Genomic DNA, 25,463 nt, shown 5'->3' on the forward strand with positions numbered 1-25,463 from the left:
GCTACGGTAGGCGGTGATGGAAAGTTCCCCAGCCGCCGACCCTGCCACCCGTTCCCGCACCGACTGGCCGGCACCAGTCGCGAGCGGACCCGTGGACACGACTGTGACCGTGCCCGGAAGCAAGTCGCTGACCAACCGCTACCTGGTGCTGGCCGCACTTGCGTGCGAGCCGTCCAGGCTCCGTCTCCCCCTGCGCTCACGTGACACGACCCTCATGGCTGCCGCGCTGCGCGCCCTGGGCACCGAGATCGAGGATGAGACCGACGAGAGCGGAAACCCGGAGAGCTGGCTCATCGCGCCACGACCGCTGCACGGCCCAGCGCACATCGACTGCGGTCTGGCCGGCACCGTGATGCGCTTCATCCCACCGGTCGCAGCGCTCGCCGACGGCACCGTCGCCCTCGGCGGCGACACGGCCATGCAACGGCGCCCGATCGCGCCCGTGACGCAGGCCCTGCGCTCCCTCGGAGCCGACGTACAAGGCGACTCGTTGCCGTTCACGGTCAGCGGGCACGGCGCCCTGCCCGGCGGCACCGTGCGTCTCGACGCGTCGGCGTCCTCCCAGTTCGTGTCCGGCCTGCTGCTCGCGGGAGCGCGCTTCGACGACGGGCTCACCGTCATCCACGAGGGCAAGCCGGTCCCTTCCCAGCCGCACATCGCCATGACCGTCGAGGTGCTCCGCGACGCCGGAGTCGTCGTCGACGACGGCGAGGCCAACCGCTGGCATGTCGAGCCGTCCGAGATCAGCGCCCTCGAGGTCGACGTCGAGCCCGACCTGTCCAACGCCGCCCCCTTCCTCGCGGCCGCGCTGGTCACCGGTGGCAGCGTGCACATCCCCGGGTGGCCGCACGCCACGACACAGGCCGGTGACGGCATCCGGGACATCCTCGACATGATGGGCGCCTCGGTGCGGCTCGACCGCGAAGGACTGACCGTGACCTCCGACGGCACCATCGGCGGGATCGACGCGGACCTGCACGACGTCGGTGAGCTGACCCCGGTGGTCGCCGCGCTCGCGGCCCTGGCCGACTCCCCGTCATACCTGCGTGGCATCGCGCACCTGCGGCATCACGAGACGGACCGGCTCGCGGCGCTCACCCAGGAGATCAACCGCCTCGGCGGAGACGCGCAGGAGCTCGACGATGGCCTCGCGATCCGGCCAAAACCACTGACCGGTGGATTTTTCCACACGTATGGCGATCACCGCATGGTGATGGCCGCCGCCGTGCTCGGACTGCGGGTGCGCGGTGTCGTCATCGAGGACATCGCGACCGTCGGCAAGACGCTGCCGACCTTCACCCAGCTGTGGACGCAGATGCTCCGACACGACGGCAGGTGAGCGACCAGTGGGCTCGCGGTTGGACTACGACGAGAGCAGCATCCGTGTGCGACCGAGCCCGCGCAGCCGCCCGCGCACCAAGGACCGCCCCGCCCACAAGGACGCGGTGGTCGGCATGGTCATCGGTGTCGACCGAGGACGCTGGACCTGTCTGCTGGACGACCACACCGTGTCCGGGATGCGAGCCCGCGAGCTGCGGCGCACCAGCATCGTCGTCGGTGACCGGGTCGCCCTGGTAGGAGACACCTCCGGCCGGGACGGCACGCTCGCGCGCATCGTGCGCGTCGAGGATCGTGACACGCTGCTTCGGCGCACCGCCGACGACACCGACCCCGTCGAACGCGTGCTGGTGGCCAACGCCGACCAGCTGGCCATCGTCACAGCGCTCGCCGACCCCGAGCCACGCCCACGGATGATCGACCGCTGCCTGGTCGCGGCCTATGACGCCGGCATGGACCCGCTCCTCGTGCTCACGAAGGCCGACCTCGCCGACCCGGAGCCCTTCCTCACGCAGTACGTCTCGCTCGGTGTCAGACACGTCATAACGTCGACGGACGGCGACGTTGCCGGCGCCCCGATCGAGGGACTCCACCGGGTCCACGAGCTGCTCGCGGACCGGATGACCGTGCTCGTGGGCCACTCGGGTGTCGGCAAGTCGACGCTCGTCAACGCGCTGGTGGCGGGTGCCTCCCGGGCCATCGGTCATGTCAACGCCGTGACCGGCCGGGGACGGCATACATCGAGCTCGGCGATCGCCCTCCCACTGCCATCCGGTGGCTGGGTCGTCGACACCCCCGGCGTGCGGTCGTTCGGGCTGGCGCACGTGGACGCCGACAGCATCATTCATCACTTCCCCGAGCTCGAGGACGGCACCAAGGACTGCCCCCGAGGCTGCTCACACGACGAGGCCGAGTGCGGTCTCGACGCGTGGGTCGAAGGCGGGCACGCCGGACCCTCCGGGCGCTCGCGACTGGAGTCACTGCGCCGGCTGCTGCGTTCGCGCGCCGGCGACACGGACGACCACGACAGCTAGCCGTGCGACTCAGCGCCCTGCCCGACACCCTCGTCCGTGAGCTGCTGTCCTTCACCGAGGTGAAGCCGGCGCCGGGTCGATGGCGATTCGCGCTGCATGCCACGACCTGCGTCACCGTGGCGATCATCGTGCTCGCAGTCGTGCTCGGCCCGCGGCTCGGCATCATCGGACTGACCGGCGCGTTCCTGGGCTTCAGCGCGGCGGCCAAGCCGTGGCGCTCACGGCTGCCGGTGCTCGCGGTGACCGCGGCAGCCTATGTCGCCTTTGTCACGCTGGGTGCCCTCGCGGGAAGCAACCCCATCCTGCTCACCGTAGTGCTCGCCACCGTCGGGCTGGTCGGCGTGCTCGGCTACAACACCTTCGTCGGCGACCGGCCCGGGCCGATGTTCTTCATCATCGGCCCGGCCATCGCGTCCTACCTGGCACCGGCCGGCGTCCCCATCGGCGTGATCGTCGAGGCCGGGGCTCTCGGTGTCGGAGTCTCCGCGCTCACCTCCCAGATCCTGCAGGTGCTGGCGCGCAGCCACCCCGAGACCGATGCGGTCGAAGCGGCGCAGAAGGCCGTCGCCGCCTACGTCGACTCACCGCCCGGGGCCCTGGGCGACGCCGAGATCGGCCGGTTGCGCGACCAGGCGTATGCGGCGATCTTCAGCGCGGCGATGGTCGTCGAGTCCGCGGTCGGTCGACAACCGCACAGCAAGCGGTGGCGGCGGCTGAACCGGCGGCTGCGGCATCTGCACGCACAGGTGATCCGCCGCCTGGTGACCGTCCGAATGCCCGGCAGCCCGATCGCCGTCTCCGCTTTGGAGCAGCGGCGATACCTCGGAAGCCCGTCCGCCGCATATCTGCTGCGGTGGACGATCTCGCAGTCGTCCATGGCGTGGTTCTCCGCGCGCCGGCTCGCCGCGACCATCGTGATCACCTGTGCCGTCGTCTACGGGCTCCACATCGGCCACCCCTACTGGGCCGTGATGACCGCGGCGCTTGTCATGACCATCCACGGCGACCGCCTGACGCTGACCCACCGAGCTCTGCACCGGCTGGCCGGCACCGTTCTCGGCGTCGGCCTGTTCTTCGGCATCCACTCGCTGCATCCGCAGGGCAGCTGGGTGCTGGTGGCAGCCCTCCTCCTGGTCTTCATGATCCAACTGACTGCCGTGCGCAACTACGCCATCGGGGTGCTGTTCGTGACACCGATGGCGCTGTTGATCAGCGTCAGCGGAAATCCCGGCGTGCCCCTGCGCAGCATCGTCGGAGAGCGCCTGCTGGAGACCGCCGTCGGCGCCACCATCTCCTTGATCATCATCTGGTTCACCGGCCGCCGCACGCCGATCCGGCTGGTGCGCCGCCAGTTCCGTCGTGGGCTGCGCGCGTTGGAGCGGGTCCTGATCGCTCTGGCCGACGGAGCCGAGGCATCGCCGCAAGGATTCGAAGCGCGCCGTGACCTCGCCTTCGAGCAGCTGCACTGCGCCAAGATCCTGCAGATCGCCGGCCGGGACCTGCCTCCGGAGACCGGCGAGTGGAAGGAGGTCGAAGGGGCACTCGGTGTGCTGACCTACACCGTTCTGGCGGGCTGCTGGACCACCTCGCCGCTGATGCACCTGGATGCCGGCGAGATGGCCAGGCTGCTGCAACGGATGATCAGCAACCTCCCACCGGTCGGCACGACCATCGTCGATGCAGCCGACGTGTCGCGGGACCTGCGGGAGATCCTCGACCAGGGAGTTCATCCCACCAGAACACATCCCACCGAGACGTGACTTACCGCCTGCCGAACCGCGACATACGGCCTACCGAACCGTGGATAACGGCCACCGAGACGTAAAGACTGGGCTCACTCTCCCGTCGTGGGCGGGCGCTTGCTCGTCGTCTTTCGGGTCGCACGCTTCGCCGCCGACTTCGTGGTCCTCTTGGCGCGCGGCTTCGTGGCCGCAGCATCAGTAGGTTTCGCGGCTCCCAGCGCGAGCACCTCGGCCAGGCCGTCCCGCATGCACTCCATCAGCAGCGGCACATCCTTGACCGCGCGGCCATCACAGTTCAGCCCGAAGCATGCCTGCCCGGCAGTCGTGTTCATCGTGGCCATCACGGCCACGCCGGGCAGCGGCCCGAATCCGTAGACCCGCTCCACCAACGCGCCGGCGAGGTAGGTCGGCCGGGAGACGCCCGGCACATTGGACGCCGAGACGTCTGCCGCGGCACCGGCTCGCAGCACTCGCGCACCAACCTCCGACGGCAGCAGGTTGAGTGCCGGGCCGACGAAGGAGAAGCTGTCCACCGCCGGCTCGACCCGTAGCGCGAGCACGGTGCCGCGGACGGCCGCGATGCGTTCTGCCGGATCGACGATCCCGATCGGGGCTGAGAACATCGTTCCGGCGAACTTGTTGCCGCCCATCGGGTCGTCCTCCTTGCGGACACTCACCGGCATCGCCATCGGCATCGCGTCAAGCTTGACCCCGAAGTTCTCGTGATAGCGCCGCAGCCCGCCGAGTAGCACCGCCACGTAGGCGTCGTTCACCGATCCGGCGGCTGCCTTAGCCGCCGCCCGCAGGTCGACGAAGTCGCACTCAAAGGTGCCGAACCGCCAGTCGGTGCCGGCCCGATCCCGCAGCAGCGGCGAGCCGCCTGCGCTCGGGATCAGCGTCCGTCGCATCGACCCCACGTAGCGCAGCGCCGAGACCACCGACTCGGCCGGCCGAGCAAGTGCCCGTAGCTCGGCAGAGGCCAGCCGAGTGGCATACGCGGGCGCGCTCCGCAGACGGTCGCCGACCTCATCCAGCGCGAGCCCCACCCGATCCGACTGCCCCTGCGCCTCCGGCAGCTCTGGCATCGGGCCCTTGGGAGTGTGCGCACGGGTCGGGCTCTGCAGGAGCGAGAGGATCTGGATGACGCCGCGTCCGTCGGTGAGAGAGTGGTGCAGCTTGAGGATGTAAGCCGCCCTGTCGTCCGCGAGGCCCTCGACCAGGGTCGCCTCCCACAACGGCCGCACCCTGTCGAAGGGTGCCAGCGCGGCAGCCTGGGTCAGCGCCAGCAGCTCGGCGTGACCACCGGGCGCGGGCAGGTGGACACGGCGCAGGTGGTAGTCGAGGTTGAACGTCGGGTCGGGCGCCCAGGCCGGCGGCCCGACCGGTAGCACCGGCTCGACGACACGCTTGCGCATCAGCGGCACCAGTCTGCTGCCCCAGTCAAGCGCCGCACGCAACCGCGCCCAATCGGGCGCCCGGTCGAGCAGCATCAGCATTGTGATGGTCGAGGACTGCCGCGGATGACGCTCGCTACGCCACATCAGCGTCTCGAGCTCGTTCATCCGGTCAGCGGCGCCCCACCGGGAGGCGCTCGCCCAACCCTTCCGGTAGGCATCCTGCGGGTTGTCCGGCATCGGCTCGGTGGGGCTACTCATGCGGGTTCGTCTCCTGGCCAGTCCTCGAGGGTGTCGACGTAGAGCTGTCGAATCGTTGCGATGTGGCCGGCGAGGGTTTCACTGGTCCAACCGTCGGTGGGCACCGGGTCCAGGACGCAGACGTCGATGGTGCCGGGATTGACCATCTTCGACGCCCGCCACATCAGCTCGCCGGCGTTGCGGATGACGATCGGCACGACGGGCACGCCCGCCTGTATCGCCATGTGGAACGCGCCCTTCTTGAACGGGCCGAGCACCGGAGTCGGCATGCGGGTGCCCTCGGGCATGATCACCACCGAGGTTCCGCCGCGGATCCGCTTGACCGTCTTGTCCAGCTCGGCGATGGCCTTGGTGCTGTTGCTGCGGTCGATGTACGCCGGGTTGAGCAGGGCGGTGATGAGCATCATCCGGGGGTCTCGCTTGACCTCCTTTTTGGCGACGCCGGTGAAGTCGTGCCGCAGCAGGGCCCCGAGGATGGGCAGGTCCAGCGAGCTCTGATGGTTGGCGATGAAGACGGCCGGCCGGGCCTTCTCCAGGTTTTCCTTGCCGATGACATTGAGCCGGACCCCCGCGAGGCCCAGGCCGAGGTCACACGCGATCGGCACACCGGTATTGAGACCCCCCTGGCGGTCGCGGGTCAGCACGCCGAGGGTCGCGGCGAGGCTCAGCCCGAACTCCATCCCGGCGATCAGCCCGGCCGTGCCGAGGAGGGAGCGCGGCCCCGGTGTCGACGGCTCACGCAGCGTGACGACCGGCCAGCCGTAGTCCTTAGCGGCGTTCTTGAGCACCGGGTGGGGGTTGAGCGCGTGCGGGCGCCCGACGGAGGCGAGGAAGGCGATGTCCTCCTGGCCGTTGGCATACGCATGGCTGGCCGGCAGGTGTATGCCGTGCTGTCGGGCGAACGTTCGCACCGCCTTGGCCTTCGCCTCGCCCCAGAGCATTCCGGTCGAGGACTTGCCGGTGAGGATGCCGTCCTCGACGTCGAGCTCGGTGCACAGCAGGTGGTCGATGCCGAGGTCGCGAGCCACCGGCTCGATCTGTGCGCGCGTCGCCGACGACGCGACGACCACGGTGTGGCCGGCGGCCACGTGCGCTCGCACGATGTCGCGCGCCTCGGAGCGGATCGTGCCGGCGATCTTTTGCACGAACAGCCGCTCCCCCAGCTCGGCGATCTCGTCCTCGCCGCGACCAGCAAATCCCGCCAGGCCCAGCTCGCCGAACCTGGTGATGTCACCGCCGAAGAGCGTGCCATCCAGCGCGGCGATCAGGGTCCTGGTGAACTCGACCGGAGAGACCTCACCGCGCCTGATCCGCTGCGCGTAGAACGTGCCGGCGGTATATCCCTGCACAATTGTCCCGTCGAGGTCGAAGAACGCCCCGATCTTCGGTCCGCTCGGACCGGAGCGCACGGTCGCGATGACCTCGGCAGCGGTCGTCATACGGTCTCCCCGGTGTGGGCGATGGCGGCGACCTCGTTGACCCGGCGGACCGTCTCGCGCAGCTCGATCGCGAAGTCCTCACGCCCCTTGGCTGCCGCCAGTCCCGGCGCCACCAGGCCACGATGGTCGGCCAGCTTGAGGGCCGGTTTGAACAGCTCCAACGACACCGACTCCTCGCTCGCCACCTTGCGCTGCAAGGCCCACTGGCGGCCTACCCGCAAGCATTCGTCGAGGAAGCGCTGCTCCTCAAAGTCTTCGAACTCGCTGTCCTCCCAGTCGGCGAGTCGGTCGGCGACAACGTTGTAGGCATCGAGGAACGGCCGCAGCACCAGGTGGGAGATCAGCGGATTGCCTGCGGCGAGCCAGGCCCGCGCCTGGTCGGCATCGAAGTCTTCCAGCTGTTCGGCGCCGGCCGGATCGAGTAGCTCCAGCTCCGTCCGCATGGACTCGATGAACTCGGCGCGCGAGGGGAAGAAGAAGTCGAACTTCAGCAGATCCCGCAGGCGCAGCGACTCCACTCCCGCGGTCCGCGCGGCATCGCCGGTCGCCTCGGTGGCCGCGAGCAGAGCCAGTTCACCGATGGCCCGGTCCACCAGGATGTGGATCGCGGTGTTGCGATAGAAGGCCGCGATCAGATGCTGCTGCGCTCCGACCCTCCACACCGTCTCCAGTCCACCGTCATAGCTGACGAGCACCGAGGAGTGCACCAGGTCCTGCATCGTCCGCCGAATGGTCGCCCGATCGGTCAGATTGGCCGCGCCTGCGACCGGCCACTTACGACGGGCGATGTATTGCGCCAGCGGGCGGACCGTGTCGAGAACCTCGTCGAGAGTCAGTGCGCGGTCGACGCCAAGCAGCGCGACGCACACAACCGCGGTGGCCGTGACGGGCGTCGCCTGGTTGATCCGATGGCATGCGTCGAGCGCGAGCCGCTCGACGAGATGCTCGCCGCTTGGATCTTCTCCCCGCAGCTCGGCCAGCCGCTGGCGCACCGGCAGCGGCTCGCCGAAGTCGAGATATGCGTGACCAAGCCGGTCTCCCTGTGATCTGGCGAAGTTCACCAGCCAGCGCAGATCCTCGGGTCGCTTCTTCCCGCCCCGCGCCTCTGAGGTCATCGTGCCTACCTCATGCAGCTGCTCGTAGACGAACGACACGGGGATGATCAGTGCTTCCGGACCGTCCTGCGCAGCCTCGATCGCATCGACGACATACCTCAGGATCCCGTATGCCGGAGGGCGCAACTTGCCGGTGCGGCTGCGGCCACCCTCGATGGACCAGGCGATGTTCTTGTGGTTGCGCGTGAGCTGACCGATGTAGGAGCGCAGTATGAGCCGGTAGATCGGCAGGTCGGCGGTGTCGCGCCGGATGAAGACCATGCCGACCTTGCGGGCCATGGCGCCGAACGGGAAGAAGTCGAGGTTCGCCCCGCCCATGACGTATGCCGGGTCGATACCGCTGGAGTGCAACGTCACCGACAGCTCGACGTCGAGGTAGGAGCGGTGTGAGAAGAGGAAGAACAAGGAGTGTTTGCGATCGAGGGCGCGAATCCTCCTGGCAGCCTCCTCGTCATACAGGAAGTCATGGGCACGGGTCATCCAGCTCGCGAAGCCCCGCCAGGCCTCGCCGGCGCGATCAGTCTGCGCTGCGGCCATCGACCGCAGGTATCCCGCAGCCAGTGCTTGCGCCTCGCCCGCCTCCATACCCACCTCGTCGGCGAGCCGTCGCACCTGCTGAGCGAGCCCTGCATCGGCCAGCAGCTCTCGCACTTCTCGGCTGTCCGACGGCAGCGCCTCGGTGGTCTCGCCGATCACGCCCGCCCGCTGCAGCACCTTGCGCATGCGCGTCCGGTCCAGCACCACCGACGCGGTGCTGTGATCAAGTCCATGCCTCATTTTGGGTCCTCTGCCTCGGATGGACGCCATGCTAACCCGTGGCGGTGCAGCCATACTGTGATCTGGCCGCTTGCGCTGGTACGCAGCCTGCGAGCTACCGGTCGAGGACCAGCGGCACGGCTTCGACCGTGCCGGCCGGGGCGGGCATCTCAGCCCAGGATGTATGACGAGTCCGCTGGGTACCTCACCCGGCCTGCCGGCTCTCGAACAACCCGGGATGGCCGGCCGAGCGCCGCATCCGAGGGATACGGGCGGTCGGCGCCCGGTTGGTCGGGTCCGCCGGCCGAGGTCTCCAGGGTGGTTGCCAGGTGGCCGCTCGCCGGGCCGGTGACCGCCGCCCGTGACGGCGTGGCCAGGCCGGCTTGCCGCTGAACCCCTGCCAGGTCGTCCCGGATCTCTTCGAACGGGCTACTACTCATCATTGAGCCTCCACTTCCCTGACACGCTGAAAACCACGATCGCCAGGGTCTGGGGCCACCACGTGAGGTCAGATGTTACCGCCCCGTCGGCCCAACCGAAAGGCTTGGCGCCCACCGAGGTGGAAGGCGCCTTACGCGCTGTGGAAGTACGGGATCATCAGATACAGCCCGTAGACCACGAAGACCCCCGCAAGCGCGAGCGCGGCATACCCGACCGCCCGCAGCCCGGTGGCTCGCTGGCCCGACGCGGCAGCCTCATCCGCCTGCGACATCGCGGTTGCCGCCATCACGAACACGGCCACGACGATGAGCGTTGCGCCGATCGTCGCCACGGTGACCTGTGCGAGTGCGACCCAGTCAATTGTCACGATGCTGCTCCCCTCGTCCTCAGGCGACCGGCGCCGGCTGGGCGGTGACGGTGGCCACCGGTGTCAGTGTGACGTCGGCACTGTCGTTCACGTTGGCTGCCGAGATCGCGTTGCGGCGACTCATCAGCCAGATCCAGGCGGATGCGAGCACCAGTGCGGCAAGGACCAGCATCTCGCCGAGCGTGCCCTGCTGGGCGACGAACGCCGCCGCCGCGCCGACCGATGCGGCGGCCGGCAGGGTCACGATCCACGCGACCGCCATACGCCGTGCCGTGCCCCAGCGCACGATGGCGGCCCGGCGGCCGATCCCGGTGCCCATGATCGAACCGGAGCACACGTGCGTGGTCGACAGGGCGAAGCCCATGTGCGACGACGCGAGGATTGCGGCGGTGGAGGCGGTTTCCGCGGCGAATCCCTGCGGAGGCGTCACGTCGACCACGCCCTTGCCCATCGTGCGCATGATCCGCCAGCCGCCGGAGTAGGTCCCCAGCCCGATGGCGAGGCCGGCGATCACGATGACCCACACCTGCGGGCCGGACCCGGAGGCCTGGTAGCCGGCGGAGATGAGCACCAGCGTGATGACGCCCATCGTCTTTTGCCCATCGGAGGTGCCGTGGGCGAGCGCGACCAGGGAGGAAGTCACCGTCTGACCGTGCTTGAAAAGCCTGCCGTTCGATCCATCCTCCGGCTTCTTGACCAGACGGTAAATCAGAAATGTTGCGGCGCATGCCGCGAAACCGGCGACGACGGGCGCCACCACGGCCGGGATGATCACCTTCGACATGATGGTCGAGAAATGTATGCCGTGCATGCCGGCACCCACCAGCACCGCACCGATCAGGCCGCCGAACAGGGCGTGCGACGAGCTCGAGGGCAGACCGAGCAGCCACGTCGCAAGGTTCCACAGGATCGCGCCGCACAGTCCCGCGAACACCATCCAGGGCGTGATCAGCGAATCCTCGACGATCCCGCCCGAGATCGTCTTGGCGACCTCGGTCGACAAGAACGCGCCCACAATGTTCAAGACCGCGGCGATGAGGACGGCGACCCGGGGCCGCAGCGCCCCGGTGGCAACCGAGGTCGCCATGGCATTGGCCGAGTCGTGGAATCCGTTGGTGAAGTCGAACGCCAACGCGGTGATCACGACCACGATGACCAGGAAGAGTGTCGTCGACATCTTCGCCTTCCATGAGGAACTCGTATGTGCGGGGTCCTGTACGGCGTATGTGCGGGGTCCTGTACGGCTTCGACGCTAACGACGGTCGGTGAACTCCAGGTGAACCTGCGGAGTCCGCACGGTGTGCGTGACGCGTCAGTCTCGGACAGATACGGTCACCTGGTGACGAGCTACCACGATGACCTTCGCCTCGCCCATGTCCTCGCGGACGCGGTCGAGCCCCTCACGACCAGTCGGTTCCGCGCCCAGGACCTGGTCGTCGAGCAGAAGGCCGACCTCACTCCGGTGACCGATGCGGATATCGCGGTCGAGGAGACCCTGCGGTCACAACTCAAGCGCACCCGCCCACGAGATGCCGTACAGGGCGAGGAGCAGGGCCTGGTGGGTCACGGTCCACGACGCTGGGTCGTGGACCCGATCGATGGCACCAAGAACTTCGTGCGTGGAGTCCCCGTGTGGGCCACGCTCATCGCGCTCGTCGACGGCGACGAGCCCGTTGTGGGCATGGTCTCAGCGCCTGCACTGGGTCGTCGCTGGTGGGCGGGCAAGGGCACCGGCGCCTGGACCGGCCGATCGTTGACCGGTGCGCGCCGCATACAGGTCTCCAAGGTGCGCCGCATCGCGGACGCGTCGATGTCCTACGCCAACGTGCGCGACTGGGGATCGATCGGCCGCCGCGAGGAGATGCTCGCCCTGATGGACGACTGCTGGCGCAGCCGAGCATACGGCGACTTCTGGTCGCACATGCTCGTGGCCGAGGGCGCAGTCGACTTCGCACCCGAGCCCGAGCTGGCCGAGTACGACATGGCCGCTCTCGCTCCCATCGTCGTCGAAGCCGGCGGGCAGTTCACCGGCCTGGACGGCAGACCATGGTGCTGGAGCGGCAACGCGCTGAGCAGCAACGGGCTGCTGCACGACGAGGTGCTGGGGCGACTCGGCAACGCCGACGAGACCAGCTGACGACACTTCGAAATCGAACTTGTCGTCAGTGGCAGACTGCAGGTAGCACCAGACACCCTGCCGGCCCGCCGACAGATCGCATTCAAGGAGACCCGCATGACGACCATCACCGACCGTGACGCACTGCCACAGCAGCGCAATCTTCGCACCGAGCTTCCCGGTCCGAAGTCCCGGGAACTCGCGACGCGACGAGCCGGTGCAGTAGCCGCGGGCGTCAGCTCCGTCATGCCGATCTACGTCGCGCGTGCGCAGGGCGGCGTGGTCGAGGACGTGGACGGCAACGTGCTCATCGATCTCGGTTCGGGCATCGCCGTGACCACCGTGGGCAACTCTGCGCCTCGAGTCGTCGCAGGTGTGCAGCAGCAGGTCGCCGACTTCACCCACACCTGCTTCATGGTGAGCCCGTATGAGAGCTACGTCGCGGTGTGCGAGAAACTCGCCGAGGTCACACCTGGCGACCACGAGAAGCGTTCTGCGCTTTTCAACTCCGGCGCCGAAGCGGTCGAGAACGCGGTCAAGATCGCGCGCTACGCCACGGGCCGACAGGCGGTGGTCGTCGTGGACCACGCCTACCACGGGCGCACCAACCTGACGATGGCGCTGACGGCGAAGGCGATGCCCTACAAGCTGGGCTTCGGCCCGTTCGCCTCCGAGATCTACCGGGTGCCGACCTCCTACCCGTTCCGGGACCCGGAGGGTATGACGGGCGAGCAGGCCGCTCAGCGCGCCATCACCTCCGCGGAGAAGGCGGTGGGCGCGGACCAGATCGCCGCGGTGCTGATCGAGCCGATCCAGGGTGAGGGCGGTTTCATCGTGCCGGCTCCGGGTTTCCTTGCCGCACTGTCCAAGTGGTGCACCGAGAACGGCATCGTATTCATCGCCGACGAGGTGCAGAGCGGGTTCTCCCGCACCGGCAAGTGGTTCGCGACACAGTATGAGGACGTAGTCCCCGACCTCGTGACGACGGCGAAGGGCATTGCCGGCGGCCTCCCTCTGGCGGGCGTCACGGGTCGTGCAGAGCTGATGGACTCCGTGCACCCCGGCGGGCTGGGCGGCACCTACGGCGGCAACCCGGTGGCGTGCGCCGCGGCACTCGGCGCGATCGAGACGATGATGGCCGAGGATCTGCCGGGTCGTGCTCTGCAGATCGAGCAGATCATCGTGCCGACTCTCAAGGAGGCACAGGCCGACACCCCGGCTATCGGCGAGGTCCGTGGTCGCGGCGCCATGATCGCGATCGAGCTCGTCAAGCGCGGCACCAAGGAGCCCGATGCGGCACTGGCAGGGGCCGTCGCGAAGAAGTGTCATGAGCAGGGCGTGATCGTGCTGACCTGCGGCACCTACGGCAACGTGCTCCGACTGCTGCCGCCGCTGTCCATCGGCGACGACCTGCTCCGCGAAGGCCTACAGGTGCTCACGCAGGCCCTCGCCTCAACCGCCGGTTGAACCGTCTGCCTCCCCCGCCGCTGGTCGAGCCGGACCGGCATCGGTGACCTATTTCGTGTCGGTGACGACGGCGATCTGACGGATGAAGGTGCCTTCCACGGCGGAGCGGATGAGGAAGTCGGCGACGTTTGCACGAGAGGTTGAGGGGAAGAGCGGCAGTCTTTTGACGTCGCCGAGCTCGACCGCGGTGTAGCGGGTGCTGTCTGCGTTGTTCAACGCCCCGGGGTATTCAAGGGTCCACTTCAGATCGCTGGCCCGCAAGAGCACTTCCGACGCGGCCTTGTCCGCGTAGGTCTTGCGAAGCAAGGTGCGAAAGAGGGGGGGATACGAGGAATGAGGCCTTCGCGAGGGAGTCGCCGACTCCGAACGCAGACAAGACGACGAAACGGTCAACGCCTGACGTCTGCGCCGAGGCAATGACTGCCCGGACGGTGTCGGTGACCAGCGTTGGGGTCTTGCGGGCGCTCTTGACTCCGAGGGTGCTGATGATCGCGTCGTGGCCTCGCGCTGCCGACGCGATCACGGCGGAGTCCGTGACGTCGCCTCTGACGATCTGAGCGCGCGAGTCGACGATTGCGTCCGCCCTCCGAACGAGGGCGGTGACCTGGTGTCCCTCATCGAGTGCCTTTTTGACGAAGAGGACACCGGTGCGACCGGTTGCACCAAGGACAAGAAACTTCATCTTGTTTCGCTTTCTATCGAGTCAGGATTGGGCTTGCTGGTGTCGCCGCGGTGGGGCACGGCGCCCGGTCCGTGGTACGGCCGGACGAGGTGAGGAGGGGGGACACTTTGAGCAGATTAGTCAATCTTAATGACTATTGTCAAAATGCGGTCTACGCGCCCACCTTCCCGCGACCCGGGCGAAGCGGAATCGAAGGCGGACGACTCGGCGCAGCCGCGCTTACCGCGCGTAGGGGTCAGTGATCTCGCGGAGTTGATCCAGAATCTGGTGCAACAACGTGAAGTTGCGCGTCCCCAGGTAGGCCTTCCACTCCGCGAGGATCCCGTCGAGTGTCGCCTTGGCCACCTCGACTGCGCGCTGGCCACGTTCCTCGAACACGATCAACCGCGCGCGGCCATCTGTAGGGTCGGGGATCCGGCGGACATAGCCCAGACGTTCCAGTTGATCGACCAGTACACCGGCGCTCTGCTTGCTCATTTGCGCCTGGTCAGCGAGGTCCGTGAGGCGCGAGCCGTCCGGGGCGATGCGTTGGAACACCCGGCATTGGACAAGCGTCCAGTCGTCAAACCCGGCATCTTGGATGGCCCGGAAGATCCGGTCCTCGGTGTACCGGTACGGGATGAACAACGACACCCCTAGATCAACCGGCTGCTCGTCGTCCATGCCTCACCCAGCTCCATTCGTCCCACCTGGTCTCACAGATCTCACACCCTACGTCAGTGCTGTCGCGCCAGATTTCCATCTACCCGCCGACTTCGCCACCGTTGCCACCGGTGTGATCACATGACTATAGTAGTCAATACTTCTTACTACAAGGAGTCGGAGCGAGAACATCGGTCGCACCCTCACCAGTTCCCGACGCTGCCACGCCGTCGAGCCGACCTCCTGGTCGCCCCGACGCAGCCGGACCCTGAAAGCTGTTCATCCGACTTAAGGAAACGACATGTACAACGCCGCCCTCTTCCTGCATCTTCTAGGTGTAGCGCTACTCGTCGGTTCGGTGACCGTCACCTTGCTGACGCTGCTGCGCGTGCATACCGCTGGGACCGTACGCGAGCTGCGGTCACTGATCGCGGGGACGAAGTGGGTCGAGGTCGTCATCATTCCGGCGATGCTGCTGGTTGTCGCGCCCGGTCTATACATGGTCTCCCAGCACGGCGACGACGGAAGCATTCCGTGGAGTGCCGGCTGGGTAGTAACGTCCCTGGTCATCACTCTGCTGCTGGCGATCCTTGGGCCCACGGTGGAAGCAAGCGACGACAGGCGCCTTCGGGCTGCAATCGCGAGTGCCTCTGGCGAGCGGCCGCACGCCGATCTACGCGAAGTCCAGCTCGCTTCCAGGCCGGTTTACGTGGTCTTCTTCGGGACCTCCCAGGTCGTCGCGCTGCTGTTCTTGATGACGAACAGGCCGGGTCTTGCCGTCGCGATCGCCGTGTGCGCCGTCGCAGCCGCCGCGTCGACCATCGCGGCATCCATGAGGATCCGATCAGTCCGTCGAGCAGAACACGCTCCCCTGGTCAACCTCGAAGCCTGACGAATTCGACGGCGCTGAACTGCGAAACGGACCGCTGCTGCGCCGAGGGGTGCAGCATGGCCAGCCTCGTCGACCGACTGCAGAGAATTAACCAGCGGAAACAGGCTGCTGCGCTGCGGGTCGGCGGTCGAATCCGCGAAAGCTCTTACGCGCCAAGGGCATCAATGTGACAACGAAGTAGCAGAGGCCGACGACGATCATCGCTGTCGGTAGACCTCCGGCGGTGATCAGCAGACCCCCGACCAGACCACCGAACGGGATCAGCGACCAGGCCATAGCGCTTTGCAATGTCGACACTCTCCCGATGAGCGGCTTCGGAATCCGTTCGAACTCAACCGCACTCAGGATCGGGTTGATGAAGCCGCTGCCGAAGCCGCCGACGCCGACGACGGCGAGCACGATCCACAGCGGGCACCCGAGGGCAAACACGGCAAACCGTGGCAGCCCGACAGTGATGAATGCCGCTGTGTAGACCAGCATCCGGGGCAGCTGCGCACCCTTCCAGGTAGCCACGACCGAACCGAGCACCGACATCCCGGACAGTGCCGCGAAGACCAGACCCACGGAGCCGACCCCGGCACCACTGTGATGCGCCCAGACCGGCACGAGCACCGCCGCCCACGCCTGATCGAGCAGGTTGGTGATGGCTACCATGACGGCGATCCCCATGAGCACTGCGTCGTTGCGCTGGAAGGTCCAGCCCTCACGCAGCTCCTGGACGTATGCCGGGAGTCCGGTCGGCGATACCTCCTCCCCCTCCGGCGAAGTGGCCGTCTCGTCGGCAGCCGTGCACGTCTCGCTCGCCGATCCGCTTCCAGCGACCGGGATCAGCCGGCCGATCAGCAACGCCGCGATCCCAAAGCTGACGGCGTCGACAACCAGGGCGTTCGCCGGACCGGCGAGAGCGACAAGGCCGCCCGCCGCAGCCGCGCCCATCGTCCCGGCGAGCCGCTCGATTGTGCCGGCCACTCCGGTCACTCGCTCCAGTGGATAGCCTGCGAGGTCCGCGACATGCGGGATCAGGGTGTCCTTGGCCCCATCCGACGGTCCGCGGAGCGCACCCATGACCATCACCAGGCCGAGCAGGACCGGCAGGTGCAGCATGCCCAAGAGGTGCAGGATCGGCACCAGGCCGACGATGAGCACACTCAGCGAGTCCAGGGCGACGGCAATGTGTTTCGGCCCGACTCGATCGATGATCGGGCCGCCCATCGCCTTCATCAGCACATAGGGCAACATCTCGGCCATGCCGACCACGCCGGTCATGGTTGCACTGCCCGTTGTGGTCAGCACCAGCCACGGAATCGCGATCATCGACAGTCTGGTGCCGCAGAGTGAGCACGTCTCTGCGACAGCGAGAGCCACGAACGGCCGGCGAGTGCTCATGGTGAGGTATCGCTCATCTGGGGGTGGCGCTCATCTCGGGGTCCCCGCAAAGTATCGGAGCGAGCCTGCGAGCGGAGAACTTTGTGGGGGTAGCGCTCATCTCGGGGTCCCCGCAAAGTATCGGAGCGAGCCTGCGAGCGGAGAACTTTGTGGGGGTGGCGCTCATCTCGGGGTCCCCGCAAAGTATCGGAGCGAGCTTGCGAGCGGAGAACTTTGTGGGGGTGGCGCTCATCTCGGGGTCCCCGCAAAGTATCGGAGCGAGCCTGCGAGCGGAGAACTTTGTGGGGTGGCGCTCATGTCTCGTCGGGACGCGCGATTTTGCCGGGGCGCGGAAACCCGTGGAGCTGGACGGTATAGAGGACCGCCCTATCCGGAGGGTTCTCAGACCACGCCGGTGCGGCACGATGCAGCTCATCGAGGATCGCGTGAATGCGCTCCAATGCCTCGTTGACCTGCGCGGGAGTCAACCAGATGTTCCAGTCACTGTCGTCGATGACGTCCGCCCATTCGCGTGGCAGGTCGGCGCGCTCGTCCAGTGAGGCCTGTAGCTCCGCAACGTAGGAGAGCGCAACAGTCCGATTGAACGCTCCAACGGCTGCGCGCGCGGCGGGGTCGTCCACCGCTGCCGGCTCGACCCGTGTCGTCTCGTGCGTAGCTCGCCACCATCGATCGCGCGCGTTGCCGCGAGTCTCGTCGTCGCTGATGAGGCCATGCTGCGCCAGCTGGCGCAGGTGATAGCTCGTGGCGCCCGAGTTCAGTCCCAGTCGTTGCGCCAACTGCGTGGCCGTAGCCGGTCCGTCTCGCCGCAGAATCCCAAGGATGCGCAGGCGCATTGGGTGCGCGAGCACCTTGAGCTGATTGGTGTCCGGGAAGATCTCGGTGACCGTGCGAGCAGGGCCGTGCGATGCGGGATCGACCGGCTGGGATGAAGGCATGACGACACGCTACAACTGCGAACGGTTCTTTGCAAAGGATTATTTGCAGTTCTCCTCACTGCAACTCGCCTGCACGGAGCGAAGCGAGGCGGGGAGATCACCGCAACCGGAGTGATCTGGGACCTGACCCCCGACCGAATGCCGACCCAGCCGCTGCACCCGGACGACCCCCTGACCCACGGCCCCGGCGCACCACCAGACCACGCCCAAACCGCCTAACCCCCGACAGACTCAGCACACAGCGGCCACACGACGCTCGTGGCGTGGCTGCCCGTGCGCGTCACCAGGTTTCGACCCTCCTCGCGCTACGCGCTCGTCAGCCCAATCACCGGTGTGTTGCGGGCTCGCCCAGCTCAACCCGCGGTCGGGGGAACGGGTGGCCGACGTTGAGGGGATCGCGGCTCTACTCGACGACTTCGACTTCTCCTCGGCCCAGGGCCTTGACGGCGTCGGCGCCGGCTTCGGCATCACCCACCAGCACGATCGATCGCGGCTGGTCGCTCCAGAGCGACCAGGCCCGCGCGAGGTCGTCGGTGGTCAGCTGCGACAACTGCGCCAGGTAGTCCGTGACGAAGGTGCTGTCCAGCCCGTCGAGCCGCAGCGCGCCCGCCTCCCCCGCGACGACGTCAGCCGTGGCATACCGCACGGGCGCAGTCTTGCCGATGAAGTCGGCGGCCGAGTGCAACTCGTCCTCGGTGAACCCCTTGCCGGCCTCGGCCAGGATGCCCAGGATAAGATCCACCGACTCCGCCGTCGAGTCGCCACGGACAGCGCCGGACACGGTGAAAACACCGTCATGCGAGCGCGATCGGAAGCCGGCGCGCATACCGTAGGTGAAACCCTTGTCCTCCCGCAGGACCGAGTCGAGCCGCGACGTGGGTGAGCCTCCGATCAGGAACCCGAGGACGGGGTAGGGCGCCCACCCGCCGTCGACTCGTCGGTCCGGCCCCAACGACCCGAGATGGATCTGTGTCTGCACGGCCCCGGGGCGGTGGACGAAAAGAATCCGGTCCGGGTCGGTGCGTACCTCGTCGCGGCTCGGGCTCGCATCCGCGGCGCCCCGGGCCGGTGCGGGCTGCGCCCATCGTCCGATGGTGCGCTCGAGCGAGGTCAGTGCCTGCGCCCGATCCATGTCACCGGCCACGACGACCGTTGCGTTGCTTGGCCGCACGCTGGCCGCATGGAACTGCCTGCAGTCCGCGCTGGTGATGCCCGCGACGGTGGACGCCCGGCCCGCGGTGGGCCTGCTGCCACGGGAGCTGTCCGTATAGAAGCTGCGGGCCCACTCGAGGGCCGCGCGCCCGCCAGGGTCGGCCAGCTCCTGCTCGATCTCAGCAAGCCGCTGGTGGACATGCCGGCCCACCTCACCGGCGTCGAACGCCGGCTCGGAGAGGAATTCGGTTGTCAGCTGCCAGCCACGCTCGGCATGGTCCGCGGTCGCGTCCAGGTCCACGAGCATGCCGGATCCAAGCATCCCCGCGCTGAGGGCAATACCATTGACCTCCAGCGCTTCGGCCATCTCGTCGGCCGAGCGCGACTGTGTCCCCTCGTCCATCGTGCGAGTGACAATGGTGGCGACACCCTCGCGTGATCGAGGCTCGCTCCACAGCGGTGCGCTGATCGCCAGCCGGGTCGACACGACATGCTGTCCGGGCAGGTGGAAGAAGACGACCTGCACACCGTTGGACAGGACGTGCTCACTGTGCGGCGGATACTCCCACCGTGCGGGAGCACCGACCTGTGGTCGGGCAACTGCAGTCATTTCAGTCCTCCTGCTTGCGGTAGGTGACCACGGCCCGCGAGCGCGGTTGCAGCCAGGTCGCGGCCGCTTCCTGGACCTGGGCGGCGCTCACCTGACGAATCTGGTCGAGGAACGTATTGAGGTATTCGGGCTGATCGTGCAGCAGGTAGTACTGACTGATCGCGTCGGCGCGCTCATCCTGCGCGGCCAGCGACTGCAGCCACCACCGCTCCGTGTCGGCGACAACGGCTTCCAGCTCCACCGGAGTGGGACCCTGCGCGCCCAGCAGCTCGAGCTCCTCGCATACGGCCGACTCGACGTCGTCCGCAGCGACGCCGGACGGCACATCGATGGCGATCGTGCCCATCGAGGTGCCCGCGACCCTGCCCTGGGAACCCTGCGAGACATGGGTGGCGATCTGCTCGCGTCGCACCAGCCGGCGATAAAGCCGCGAGGTCGCCAGACCCGCCAGCACACCCAACGCGAGCTCACCGGCCAGGTAGGCCGTGGTGGCGCCCGACGGGAGCCGGAAACCGAGATAGAGACGGTCCTGCGGAACGTCCTCCACGCGGTCCAGCCGGACCGGCTCGGTCAGCGGGCCGAGTGGCTCAACGACCGGCTGCGGCGGAACGGGCCGTGCCGGAAGCGGTCCGAAATACCGCTCCGCTGCCGCAAACCCGTCCTCCACAGTGACATCACCAACGAGCGTCAGGACGGTGTTGGCCGGTCCATAGTGGACTCGGTAGAAGTCGTGGACGTAGTCGAGTGACGCCGCGTCGAGGTCGTCCATCGAGCCGATCGTCGAGTGATGATAGGGATGCCCCTTCGGGAAGACGGTGGCGTTGAGGTCAGTGAGCCCATTGCCATAGGGCCGGTTGTCGTATCGCTGGCGCTTCTCCTCCTTCACGACGTCCCGCTGGTTGTCGAGGTTCTCCTGGGTGAGCGCGTCCAGCAGGTAGCCGTGCCGATCGGCCTCCATCCACAGCGCCAGCTCGTAGGCCGGGGTCGGCACGGTCTCGAAGTAGTTGGTGCGGTCGACCCACGTCGTCGCGTTGAGCTGACCGCCCTGGGCCATCAGCGCGGAGAAGTGCTCGCCCTCGGCCACGTTGCGTGAGCCCTGGAACATCAGGTGCTCGAACAGGTGTGCGAAGCCCGTGCGACCCTCTGGCTCGTGTCGAGACCCGACATCCACCCATAGGTTGACGGTGACCGCCGGCACGCTGTGGTCGGGTGAGACCGCAACGCGCAGACCGTTGGCCAGGCGCCGGGTCGCGATCGGATACTCGAGTGGCATGCGGCCACCATAAGCGCGCAGCCGCGACATCGCCGCACAGAGGGCTCCCACCAGCCGAGCGAGGCAGTCACGCGCAGCCGGCATCCACAACGGACCCCCAGGCCATTCCCAGGAATCTGGTAGGCCGCAAACCTTGTCGGGACGTCCGATCGGGTGGATTGTGGGTGTGCGCAACCGCGCATCCCGTGAATACAGGAGGCAACCGCAATGTCGGTATCAGTGAATCTCGCCAAGATGTTGGACAAGGCCTACGAGGACAAGTCACTGGAGGAGATCCTGGACGCACCGGTGGATGCCCTGGCCGGGCTCACCGAGAAGCACACCGCCCAACTCAAGGAGGCGCTAGGCATCAAGTCCATCCGCGACCTGGGGTCCAACAAGTACTTCGCCGCTGCAGGGGTCCTGGTGGCCTTGGAGAAGCACTCCGGCTGATCCCCGCGGCGGGGGGCTGGGGGTGCGACGGCCAGTGCGGCATGGCGTTAGTCTGGAGCAACTTGTGACCCATCCGCAGGCCGGAGATTCGATGAGCAACCCCTACGGCAATCAGCAGCCCTACGGCCGGCCCCCCGCACCGCAGGGACTACCGGTGCCCGCGGCACCGATCGTGTGGGACGACCAGGGCAGCCCGAGCTCGGCGCCCTGGTCGGGCCCGGCCGCCTTCGCACCAGCCCCTGCACCGGCACCGGCAGCCCAGCCCCCGGTATCCGAGCCTGCGGCACCCGCCGCTCCCGTTCAGCCACCCGCAGCGGCCCCGGCAGAGGCAAAGGCGCCGGCCGAGTCGGAAGCAGGGGCGGCAGAGGCTCCCACCGCGATGTCGCACGCAGTCGACGGCGCCGGCACCGAGCAGCCGGCCGCCGACGACGCCCTGACGATCGGCCGCGGGCGGGGCAACTCGATCCTGCTGGACGACATGCTGGTATCGCGCCAACACGTCCGGATCACCGCCGACGACGAGGGGCTCGTGCTGGAGGACCTCGGCAGCCGCAACGGCACGTTCGTCAACGGCCGTCGCGTCGAGCGCACCCATCTGCACGAGGGCGACCACATCGGGGTCGGCGCGTCCACCTTCGAGGTACGCGACGGCTGGTTGGTCACCATCTGAGCATCCGGTGAAGCGCGGATGGACCGGCATGGCACCGATCCGAGCCGCGGCACGTCAGAGCCACGCGCATCCGCGTGACGTGGCCCCCTCGCGATAGTCTGCCCGCGAGTTGCCGCGTCACCCGGCGACACCGACCAGGCAGTCAAGGGGGAGCACCGTCAATGAGCACACCGACCGGCGGTCGCGGGTCGATGAGCCAGATCACCCTGCGGCATGGCGATCGCACCTGGCCGCTTGAGCCACAGAACATCGTGGTCGCCGGTCGCAGCCAGGACTGTGAGATCGTGGTCACCGACACGCAGGCGTCCCGCCACCACGCCCAGTTCCGCCGTCGCGGTTCCACCGTGGTGGTCGAGGACCTCGGCAGCTCCAACGGCACCTGGGTCGACGGGGCCCGAATCACGACGCCGGCCACGCTCGCCGACGGCGCCGCGGTGCACATCGGCGACCGAGGCGGCACGCCCGTCACGGTCAGCATCACCCGGCCGACACCCGCTGTGCGTATGCCGCGTACCGGCACCCCGTCGATGCCGCTGCCCCAGCGACCTGCCGCCTCCGCCAGGAGGCCACTCCCCCGCAAGGGCGCCGCCCCCGCAGTGCCACCCGCACCCAGCAACACCGGCGTCGTCTTCGACCGGTGGACTCTGCCCAGCGGTCCGATGCCGACGCGCACTCCGGCGCCCAGCGCCCGCGCCACGGTCACGGGCTCCGCGCCGCAGGTGATGCCGGTGCCGCTCCAGGCGCCGTCCGGTGGCAACGCGGGCGGGCCGTTCACCATCGGCCGGGGGCTGGAGAACAAGATCGTCGTGGACGACCTGCTGGTGTCCCGCCATCACGTGCGCCTGGTCCCACGAAGCCCCGGGTTCGAGGTGCACGACCTGGGCAGTCGCAACGGCACCTACGTCAATGGTCATCGCATCGACGTCGCGCACATCGGTGCGGGAGACCTGCTCGCCGTCGGTCACTCCCGGTTCACCGTCCGGCATGGGCAATTGGTCGCCAGCATCGACGAGGGCGACGTCAACTTCGTGGCCAACCACCTGTCATTCGCGCTCCCGGACGGAAAGACGCTCCTCGACGACGTCTCCTTTGCCCTCGAAGGTTCCAGCCTCCTGGCCGTGATCGGTCCGTCGGGCGCCGGCAAGTCCACCATGCTCAAGGCCCTCACCGGGTCGCAGCCGGCGACCGAGGGGGAGGTCTACTACGACGGGCGAGACCTCTACGACAACTTCCAGGACCTGCGGCACCGCATCGGTGTCGTCCCCCAGGAAGACGTCGTGCACCGCCAGCTCACCGTGCGTCAGGCCCTGCGGTTCGCCGCCGAGCTTCGCTTCCCCGACGACCTGGACGCGAACCTGCGCAACCAGCGCGTCGACGAGGTGATGGCGGAGCTGGAGCTCACGGGCCACGCGCAGACCCGGGTCGACCGGCTCTCCGGCGGCCAGCGCAAGCGCACCTCGGTCGCGCTCGAACTGCTGACCCGCCCGTCGCTGCTGTTCCTCGACGAGCCGACCTCCGGCCTTGACCCCGGCCTGGACAAGCAGGTGATGCAGACCCTTCGCGAGCTGGCCGACGGAGGCCGCACCGTCGTCGTCGTCACCCACAGCATCGCCAACCTGCGCACGTGCGACAAGGTGCTGCTGCTCGCGCCCGGCGGCAAGGTCGCCTACTTCGGACCACCGGACGAGATGCTCGGGTTCTTCGGCGCCACCGACCACGCGGACATCTTCACCTCCGTCTCGCGGGACCCGGACGGCGCTCAGCACCGCTTCCGGATCTCCCCGATGGAGAGCGAGCAGGTCAAAGGTCCGCTCAGCGCACCACGCCCGCAGGCGCCGCCGCTGGAGAAGCCATCGCGACAGCAAAGCATCTTCGCGCAGCTCTCGACCCTGGCGCGGCGGCACCTGCGCGTGATCCTGGCAGACCGGGGCTACGCCATGTTCATGATCCTGCTGCCGGTCGTGCTTGCGATCCTCACCATGGTGGTGCCCGGTGATCACGGCCTACAGATGCAGATCGGCCGGATGCGAACCACCGAGGCCATGCAGCTGTTGGTGGTGCTCATCATCGGGGCGGTCTTCATGGGCACGGCGGCCAGCGTGCGCGAACTCGTCGGTGAACGAGCGATCTATAACCGGGAGGAGGCCGTCGGGCTTTCCCCGCAGGCCTACCTCTGGGGCAAGCTGACGATCTTCGGTGTGCTCACGCTGCTGCAGTCCGTGGTGCTGGTGCTGCTGGTCGAGCTGCGCAAGCCGGCGGCGACCTCCGCGGTGATCTTGGGTTCGCCCACTCTCGAGCTCATCGTCGCCTGCTGGTTGACGGCGTTCGCCGCGGTCGCGCTCGGGTTGCTGATGTCCAGCTTCGTGCGCACCTCCGAGCAGGTGATGCCGCTGCTCGTGGTGTCGATCATGGCCCAGTTGGTGCTCTGCGCCGGTCTGTTTCCGGTGCGTGGGCGCGCGGGCCTCGAGCAGATCGCCTGGCTCGCTCCGGCGCGTTGGGGTTACGCCGACACGGCATCGACCGTCGATCTCGGCACCATACTGCCGTCACAGGGCGGTGACTCGCTGTGGAACCACGCACCGAGCAGCTGGATCCTCTCGGCCGCCATGCTGGTCGTGCTGACCGCCGTGTTCTCGTCGATCACGCTCTGGCGCCTCACCCGCAGCCCCAAGGACTGACGCGCTGACCGCGGCGACCGGACCTGCTCGAGTTGCCCGGCCCACCATCATCACTCTGTGAGCCGGTGGACGGCGTCGGCAAGGTCGCGCACGCCACGGCGCAGGTCCGCGCTGTCCGCCTCGATTCCGTAGTCGAGGTGGAATCCCATCAGCGCCGCATCCAGCAGCGGGACGACTCGACGCGCGCCGGTGCGGGTCGCTCCGCACGCTGTGAGGTAGTCCACCAAGGCGACCGCCCAGATCTCGTTGCTCTGCCGCACCGCCGAACGGTATGGCTCGTCGCCGAGCAGCCCTGACGCCGAAGCCTGCTCGTAGAGGTGCTGACACCGATCGAGCTGACCGTCCGTGTGTACCTCCCAGAGTCGCAGCACGCCCGCCCGCACCGTCTGCGCCGGCGGCAGATCTCTCAACACCTCACTGGACCGCCGGGTGCTCTCATCGATCACGGCGATGACGAGCGCGTCCTTGGATCCGAAGTGGTAGAGCAGCATCCGGTCGCTGGTCCCGAGTGCCGCGGCCATCGGACGCAGACTGAGACCGATCAGGCCGTGCTCGAGCGCGTAGTCGGTCGCTTGCTGCAGCAGCTCGTCTCGTCGGCTCATGGTCCGTTGAGTGTAGCGGGTGCTACACTCAATAAAATG

The 25,463-nt window shown here is 67.8% G+C and carries 23 protein-coding genes; 9 read left to right on the forward strand and 14 right to left on the reverse strand.

What is annotated here, in order from left to right:
- Window positions 1-16 precede the first annotated feature (16 nt).
- Genes aroA through FGL98_RS14170 form a run of 3 tightly spaced genes read left to right on the forward strand, consistent with a single transcriptional unit; the run spans window position 17 to window position 4,132 of the window.
- Window positions 17-1,339: a 3-phosphoshikimate 1-carboxyvinyltransferase gene (gene aroA / locus FGL98_RS14160; RefSeq protein WP_146317540.1), complete on the forward strand. Its 1,323-nt coding sequence runs from the start codon at window positions 17-19 to the stop codon at window positions 1,337-1,339.
- Between the two features lie 7 nt (window positions 1,340-1,346).
- On the forward strand, window positions 1,347-2,372 hold the full coding sequence (rsgA, locus tag FGL98_RS14165) for a ribosome small subunit-dependent GTPase A (RefSeq protein WP_146317542.1): 1,026 nt from the start codon (window positions 1,347-1,349) through the stop codon (window positions 2,370-2,372).
- A 2-nt stretch (window positions 2,373-2,374) separates the two neighbouring features.
- Window positions 2,375-4,132 (forward strand): FUSC family protein, encoded by a 1,758-nt coding sequence (locus FGL98_RS14170; protein WP_146317544.1) that lies wholly within the window; start codon window positions 2,375-2,377, stop codon window positions 4,130-4,132.
- Window positions 4,133-4,206: 74 nt separating this feature from the next.
- Here FGL98_RS14170 and FGL98_RS14175 read toward each other — a convergent pair whose 3' ends face one another.
- The 6 genes from FGL98_RS14175 to FGL98_RS14200 all read right to left on the reverse strand — a co-directional run bounded on the left by FGL98_RS14175 (window position 4,207) and on the right by FGL98_RS14200 (window position 11,064).
- Window positions 4,207-5,769: a wax ester/triacylglycerol synthase domain-containing protein gene (locus tag FGL98_RS14175; RefSeq protein ID WP_146317546.1), complete on the reverse strand. Its 1,563-nt coding sequence runs from the start codon at window positions 5,767-5,769 to the stop codon at window positions 4,207-4,209.
- Entirely contained in the window at window positions 5,766-7,208 is a 1,443-nt protein-coding gene (locus tag FGL98_RS14180; RefSeq protein WP_146317548.1) for an HAD-IB family hydrolase, read from the reverse strand. Before FGL98_RS14180 ends, FGL98_RS14175 begins: the two co-directional genes overlap by 4 nt.
- The gene (locus FGL98_RS14185; RefSeq protein ID WP_222432182.1) at window positions 7,205-9,100 is read right to left on the reverse strand and encodes a lysophospholipid acyltransferase; all 1,896 of its coding nucleotides are present in this window, start codon (window positions 9,098-9,100) and stop codon (window positions 7,205-7,207) included. Before FGL98_RS14185 ends, FGL98_RS14180 begins: the two co-directional genes overlap by 4 nt.
- A gap of 149 nt (window positions 9,101-9,249) precedes the next feature.
- The gene (locus FGL98_RS14190) at window positions 9,250-9,519 is read right to left on the reverse strand and encodes a hypothetical protein (RefSeq protein ID WP_146317550.1); all 270 of its coding nucleotides are present in this window, start codon (window positions 9,517-9,519) and stop codon (window positions 9,250-9,252) included.
- A gap of 131 nt (window positions 9,520-9,650) precedes the next feature.
- Window positions 9,651-9,887: a hypothetical protein gene (locus FGL98_RS14195; protein ID WP_146317552.1), complete on the reverse strand. Its 237-nt coding sequence runs from the start codon at window positions 9,885-9,887 to the stop codon at window positions 9,651-9,653.
- A gap of 19 nt (window positions 9,888-9,906) precedes the next feature.
- Window positions 9,907-11,064 carry an inorganic phosphate transporter gene (locus tag FGL98_RS14200; RefSeq protein ID WP_146317554.1) on the reverse strand — a complete coding sequence of 386 codons (1,158 nt, stop codon included), beginning with the start codon at window positions 11,062-11,064 and terminating at the stop codon, window positions 9,907-9,909.
- 162 nt (window positions 11,065-11,226) lie between these two features.
- Between FGL98_RS14200 and FGL98_RS14205 the strand changes: the two genes are divergently transcribed.
- Window positions 11,227-12,024, forward strand: a complete 798-nt coding sequence (locus tag FGL98_RS14205; protein WP_146317555.1) for an inositol monophosphatase family protein — start codon at window positions 11,227-11,229, stop codon at window positions 12,022-12,024.
- Window positions 12,025-12,120: 96 nt separating this feature from the next.
- Window positions 12,121-13,470, forward strand: coding sequence for a 4-aminobutyrate--2-oxoglutarate transaminase (gene gabT / locus FGL98_RS14210; protein ID WP_146317556.1), 1,350 nt, complete (start codon window positions 12,121-12,123; stop codon window positions 13,468-13,470).
- Between the two features lie 48 nt (window positions 13,471-13,518).
- Here gabT and FGL98_RS25815 read toward each other — a convergent pair whose 3' ends face one another.
- The 3 genes from FGL98_RS25815 to FGL98_RS14220 all read right to left on the reverse strand — a co-directional run bounded on the left by FGL98_RS25815 (window position 13,519) and on the right by FGL98_RS14220 (window position 14,815).
- Entirely contained in the window at window positions 13,519-13,737 is a 219-nt protein-coding gene (locus FGL98_RS25815) for an NAD(P)H-binding protein (protein ID WP_425460996.1), read from the reverse strand.
- Entirely contained in the window at window positions 13,700-14,152 is a 453-nt protein-coding gene (locus tag FGL98_RS14215) for an NAD(P)-dependent oxidoreductase (RefSeq protein ID WP_222432184.1), read from the reverse strand. Before FGL98_RS14215 ends, FGL98_RS25815 begins: the two co-directional genes overlap by 38 nt.
- A 219-nt stretch (window positions 14,153-14,371) precedes the next feature.
- A complete protein-coding gene (locus tag FGL98_RS14220) occupies window positions 14,372-14,815 on the reverse strand; it encodes a MarR family winged helix-turn-helix transcriptional regulator (protein ID WP_146317557.1) in 444 nt (147 codons plus the stop codon).
- Window positions 14,816-15,095: 280 nt separating this feature from the next.
- On the opposite strand from FGL98_RS14220, the gene FGL98_RS14225 reads away from it, so the two are divergent.
- Complete coding sequence (locus FGL98_RS14225) at window positions 15,096-15,686, forward strand: DUF2269 family protein (protein WP_146317559.1); 591 nt, start codon at window positions 15,096-15,098, stop codon at window positions 15,684-15,686.
- Window positions 15,687-15,773: 87 nt separating this feature from the next.
- Here FGL98_RS14225 and FGL98_RS14230 read toward each other — a convergent pair whose 3' ends face one another.
- From FGL98_RS14230 to FGL98_RS14245, 4 genes are all read right to left on the reverse strand, one after another.
- Window positions 15,774-17,072, reverse strand: a complete 1,299-nt coding sequence (locus tag FGL98_RS14230; RefSeq protein ID WP_146317561.1) for an MFS transporter — start codon at window positions 17,070-17,072, stop codon at window positions 15,774-15,776.
- A 293-nt stretch (window positions 17,073-17,365) separates the two neighbouring features.
- Window positions 17,366-18,007 (reverse strand): ArsR/SmtB family transcription factor, encoded by a 642-nt coding sequence (locus FGL98_RS14235; RefSeq protein WP_146317563.1) that lies wholly within the window; start codon window positions 18,005-18,007, stop codon window positions 17,366-17,368.
- A 403-nt stretch (window positions 18,008-18,410) separates the two neighbouring features.
- Window positions 18,411-19,769 (reverse strand): M16 family metallopeptidase, encoded by a 1,359-nt coding sequence (locus tag FGL98_RS14240; RefSeq protein WP_146317564.1) that lies wholly within the window; start codon window positions 19,767-19,769, stop codon window positions 18,411-18,413.
- 1 nt (window position 19,770) lies between these two features.
- Window positions 19,771-21,042: a M16 family metallopeptidase gene (locus FGL98_RS14245; protein WP_146317567.1), complete on the reverse strand. Its 1,272-nt coding sequence runs from the start codon at window positions 21,040-21,042 to the stop codon at window positions 19,771-19,773.
- Window positions 21,043-21,249: 207 nt separating this feature from the next.
- Between FGL98_RS14245 and FGL98_RS14250 the strand changes: the two genes are divergently transcribed.
- The 3 genes from FGL98_RS14250 (at window position 21,250) to FGL98_RS14260 (ending at window position 24,822) form a co-directional block, all read left to right on the forward strand.
- Window positions 21,250-21,474 carry a hypothetical protein gene (locus tag FGL98_RS14250; protein ID WP_146317569.1) on the forward strand — a complete coding sequence of 75 codons (225 nt, stop codon included), beginning with the start codon at window positions 21,250-21,252 and terminating at the stop codon, window positions 21,472-21,474.
- A gap of 91 nt (window positions 21,475-21,565) precedes the next feature.
- Complete coding sequence (locus FGL98_RS14255) at window positions 21,566-22,144, forward strand: FHA domain-containing protein (protein WP_146317570.1); 579 nt, start codon at window positions 21,566-21,568, stop codon at window positions 22,142-22,144.
- Between the two features lie 161 nt (window positions 22,145-22,305).
- Entirely contained in the window at window positions 22,306-24,822 is a 2,517-nt protein-coding gene (locus FGL98_RS14260; protein WP_246136551.1) for an FHA domain-containing protein, read from the forward strand.
- Between the two features lie 50 nt (window positions 24,823-24,872).
- On the opposite strand, the gene FGL98_RS14265 is transcribed toward FGL98_RS14260, so the two are convergent.
- Complete coding sequence (locus FGL98_RS14265) at window positions 24,873-25,424, reverse strand: TetR/AcrR family transcriptional regulator (protein WP_146317572.1); 552 nt, start codon at window positions 25,422-25,424, stop codon at window positions 24,873-24,875.
- Between the last annotated feature and the right edge of the window lie 39 nt (window positions 25,425-25,463).

This window comes from Leekyejoonella antrihumi (assembly GCF_007845645.1).
Lineage (GTDB): Bacteria > Actinomycetota > Actinomycetes > Actinomycetales > Dermatophilaceae > Leekyejoonella > Leekyejoonella antrihumi.

Bases quoted from the DNA above. Each gene is read 5' to 3' on its own strand.
- FGL98_RS14235 (WP_146317563.1), bottom strand. From the start codon at position 18,007: ATGCCTTCATCCCAGCCGGTCGATCCCGCATCGCACGGCCCTGCTCGC.
- FGL98_RS14250 (WP_146317569.1), top strand. From the start codon at position 21,250: ATGTCGGTATCAGTGAATCTCGCCAAGATGTTGGACAAGGCCTACGAG.
- gabT (WP_146317556.1), top strand. From the start codon at position 12,121: ATGACGACCATCACCGACCGTGACGCACTGCCACAGCAGCGCAATCTT.
- FGL98_RS14260 (WP_246136551.1), top strand. From the start codon at position 22,306: ATGAGCACACCGACCGGCGGTCGCGGGTCGATGAGCCAGATCACCCTG.
- FGL98_RS14240 (WP_146317564.1), bottom strand. From the start codon at position 19,769: ATGACTGCAGTTGCCCGACCACAGGTCGGTGCTCCCGCACGGTGGGAG.
- FGL98_RS14230 (WP_146317561.1), bottom strand. From the start codon at position 17,072: ATGAGCACTCGCCGGCCGTTCGTGGCTCTCGCTGTCGCAGAGACGTGC.
- FGL98_RS14190 (WP_146317550.1), bottom strand. From the start codon at position 9,519: ATGAGTAGTAGCCCGTTCGAAGAGATCCGGGACGACCTGGCAGGGGTT.
- FGL98_RS14180 (WP_146317548.1), bottom strand. From the start codon at position 7,208: ATGACGACCGCTGCCGAGGTCATCGCGACCGTGCGCTCCGGTCCGAGC.
- FGL98_RS14175 (WP_146317546.1), bottom strand. From the start codon at position 5,769: ATGAGTAGCCCCACCGAGCCGATGCCGGACAACCCGCAGGATGCCTAC.
- FGL98_RS14255 (WP_146317570.1), top strand. From the start codon at position 21,566: ATGAGCAACCCCTACGGCAATCAGCAGCCCTACGGCCGGCCCCCCGCA.
- FGL98_RS14185 (WP_222432182.1), bottom strand. From the start codon at position 9,100: ATGAGGCATGGACTTGATCACAGCACCGCGTCGGTGGTGCTGGACCGG.
- FGL98_RS14265 (WP_146317572.1), bottom strand. From the start codon at position 25,424: ATGAGCCGACGAGACGAGCTGCTGCAGCAAGCGACCGACTACGCGCTC.
- FGL98_RS14225 (WP_146317559.1), top strand. From the start codon at position 15,096: ATGTACAACGCCGCCCTCTTCCTGCATCTTCTAGGTGTAGCGCTACTC.
- FGL98_RS14245 (WP_146317567.1), bottom strand. From the start codon at position 21,042: ATGCCACTCGAGTATCCGATCGCGACCCGGCGCCTGGCCAACGGTCTG.
- FGL98_RS14200 (WP_146317554.1), bottom strand. From the start codon at position 11,064: ATGTCGACGACACTCTTCCTGGTCATCGTGGTCGTGATCACCGCGTTG.
- FGL98_RS14215 (WP_222432184.1), bottom strand. From the start codon at position 14,152: ATGAAGTTTCTTGTCCTTGGTGCAACCGGTCGCACCGGTGTCCTCTTC.
- aroA (WP_146317540.1), top strand. From the start codon at position 17: ATGGAAAGTTCCCCAGCCGCCGACCCTGCCACCCGTTCCCGCACCGAC.
- FGL98_RS14220 (WP_146317557.1), bottom strand. From the start codon at position 14,815: ATGGACGACGAGCAGCCGGTTGATCTAGGGGTGTCGTTGTTCATCCCG.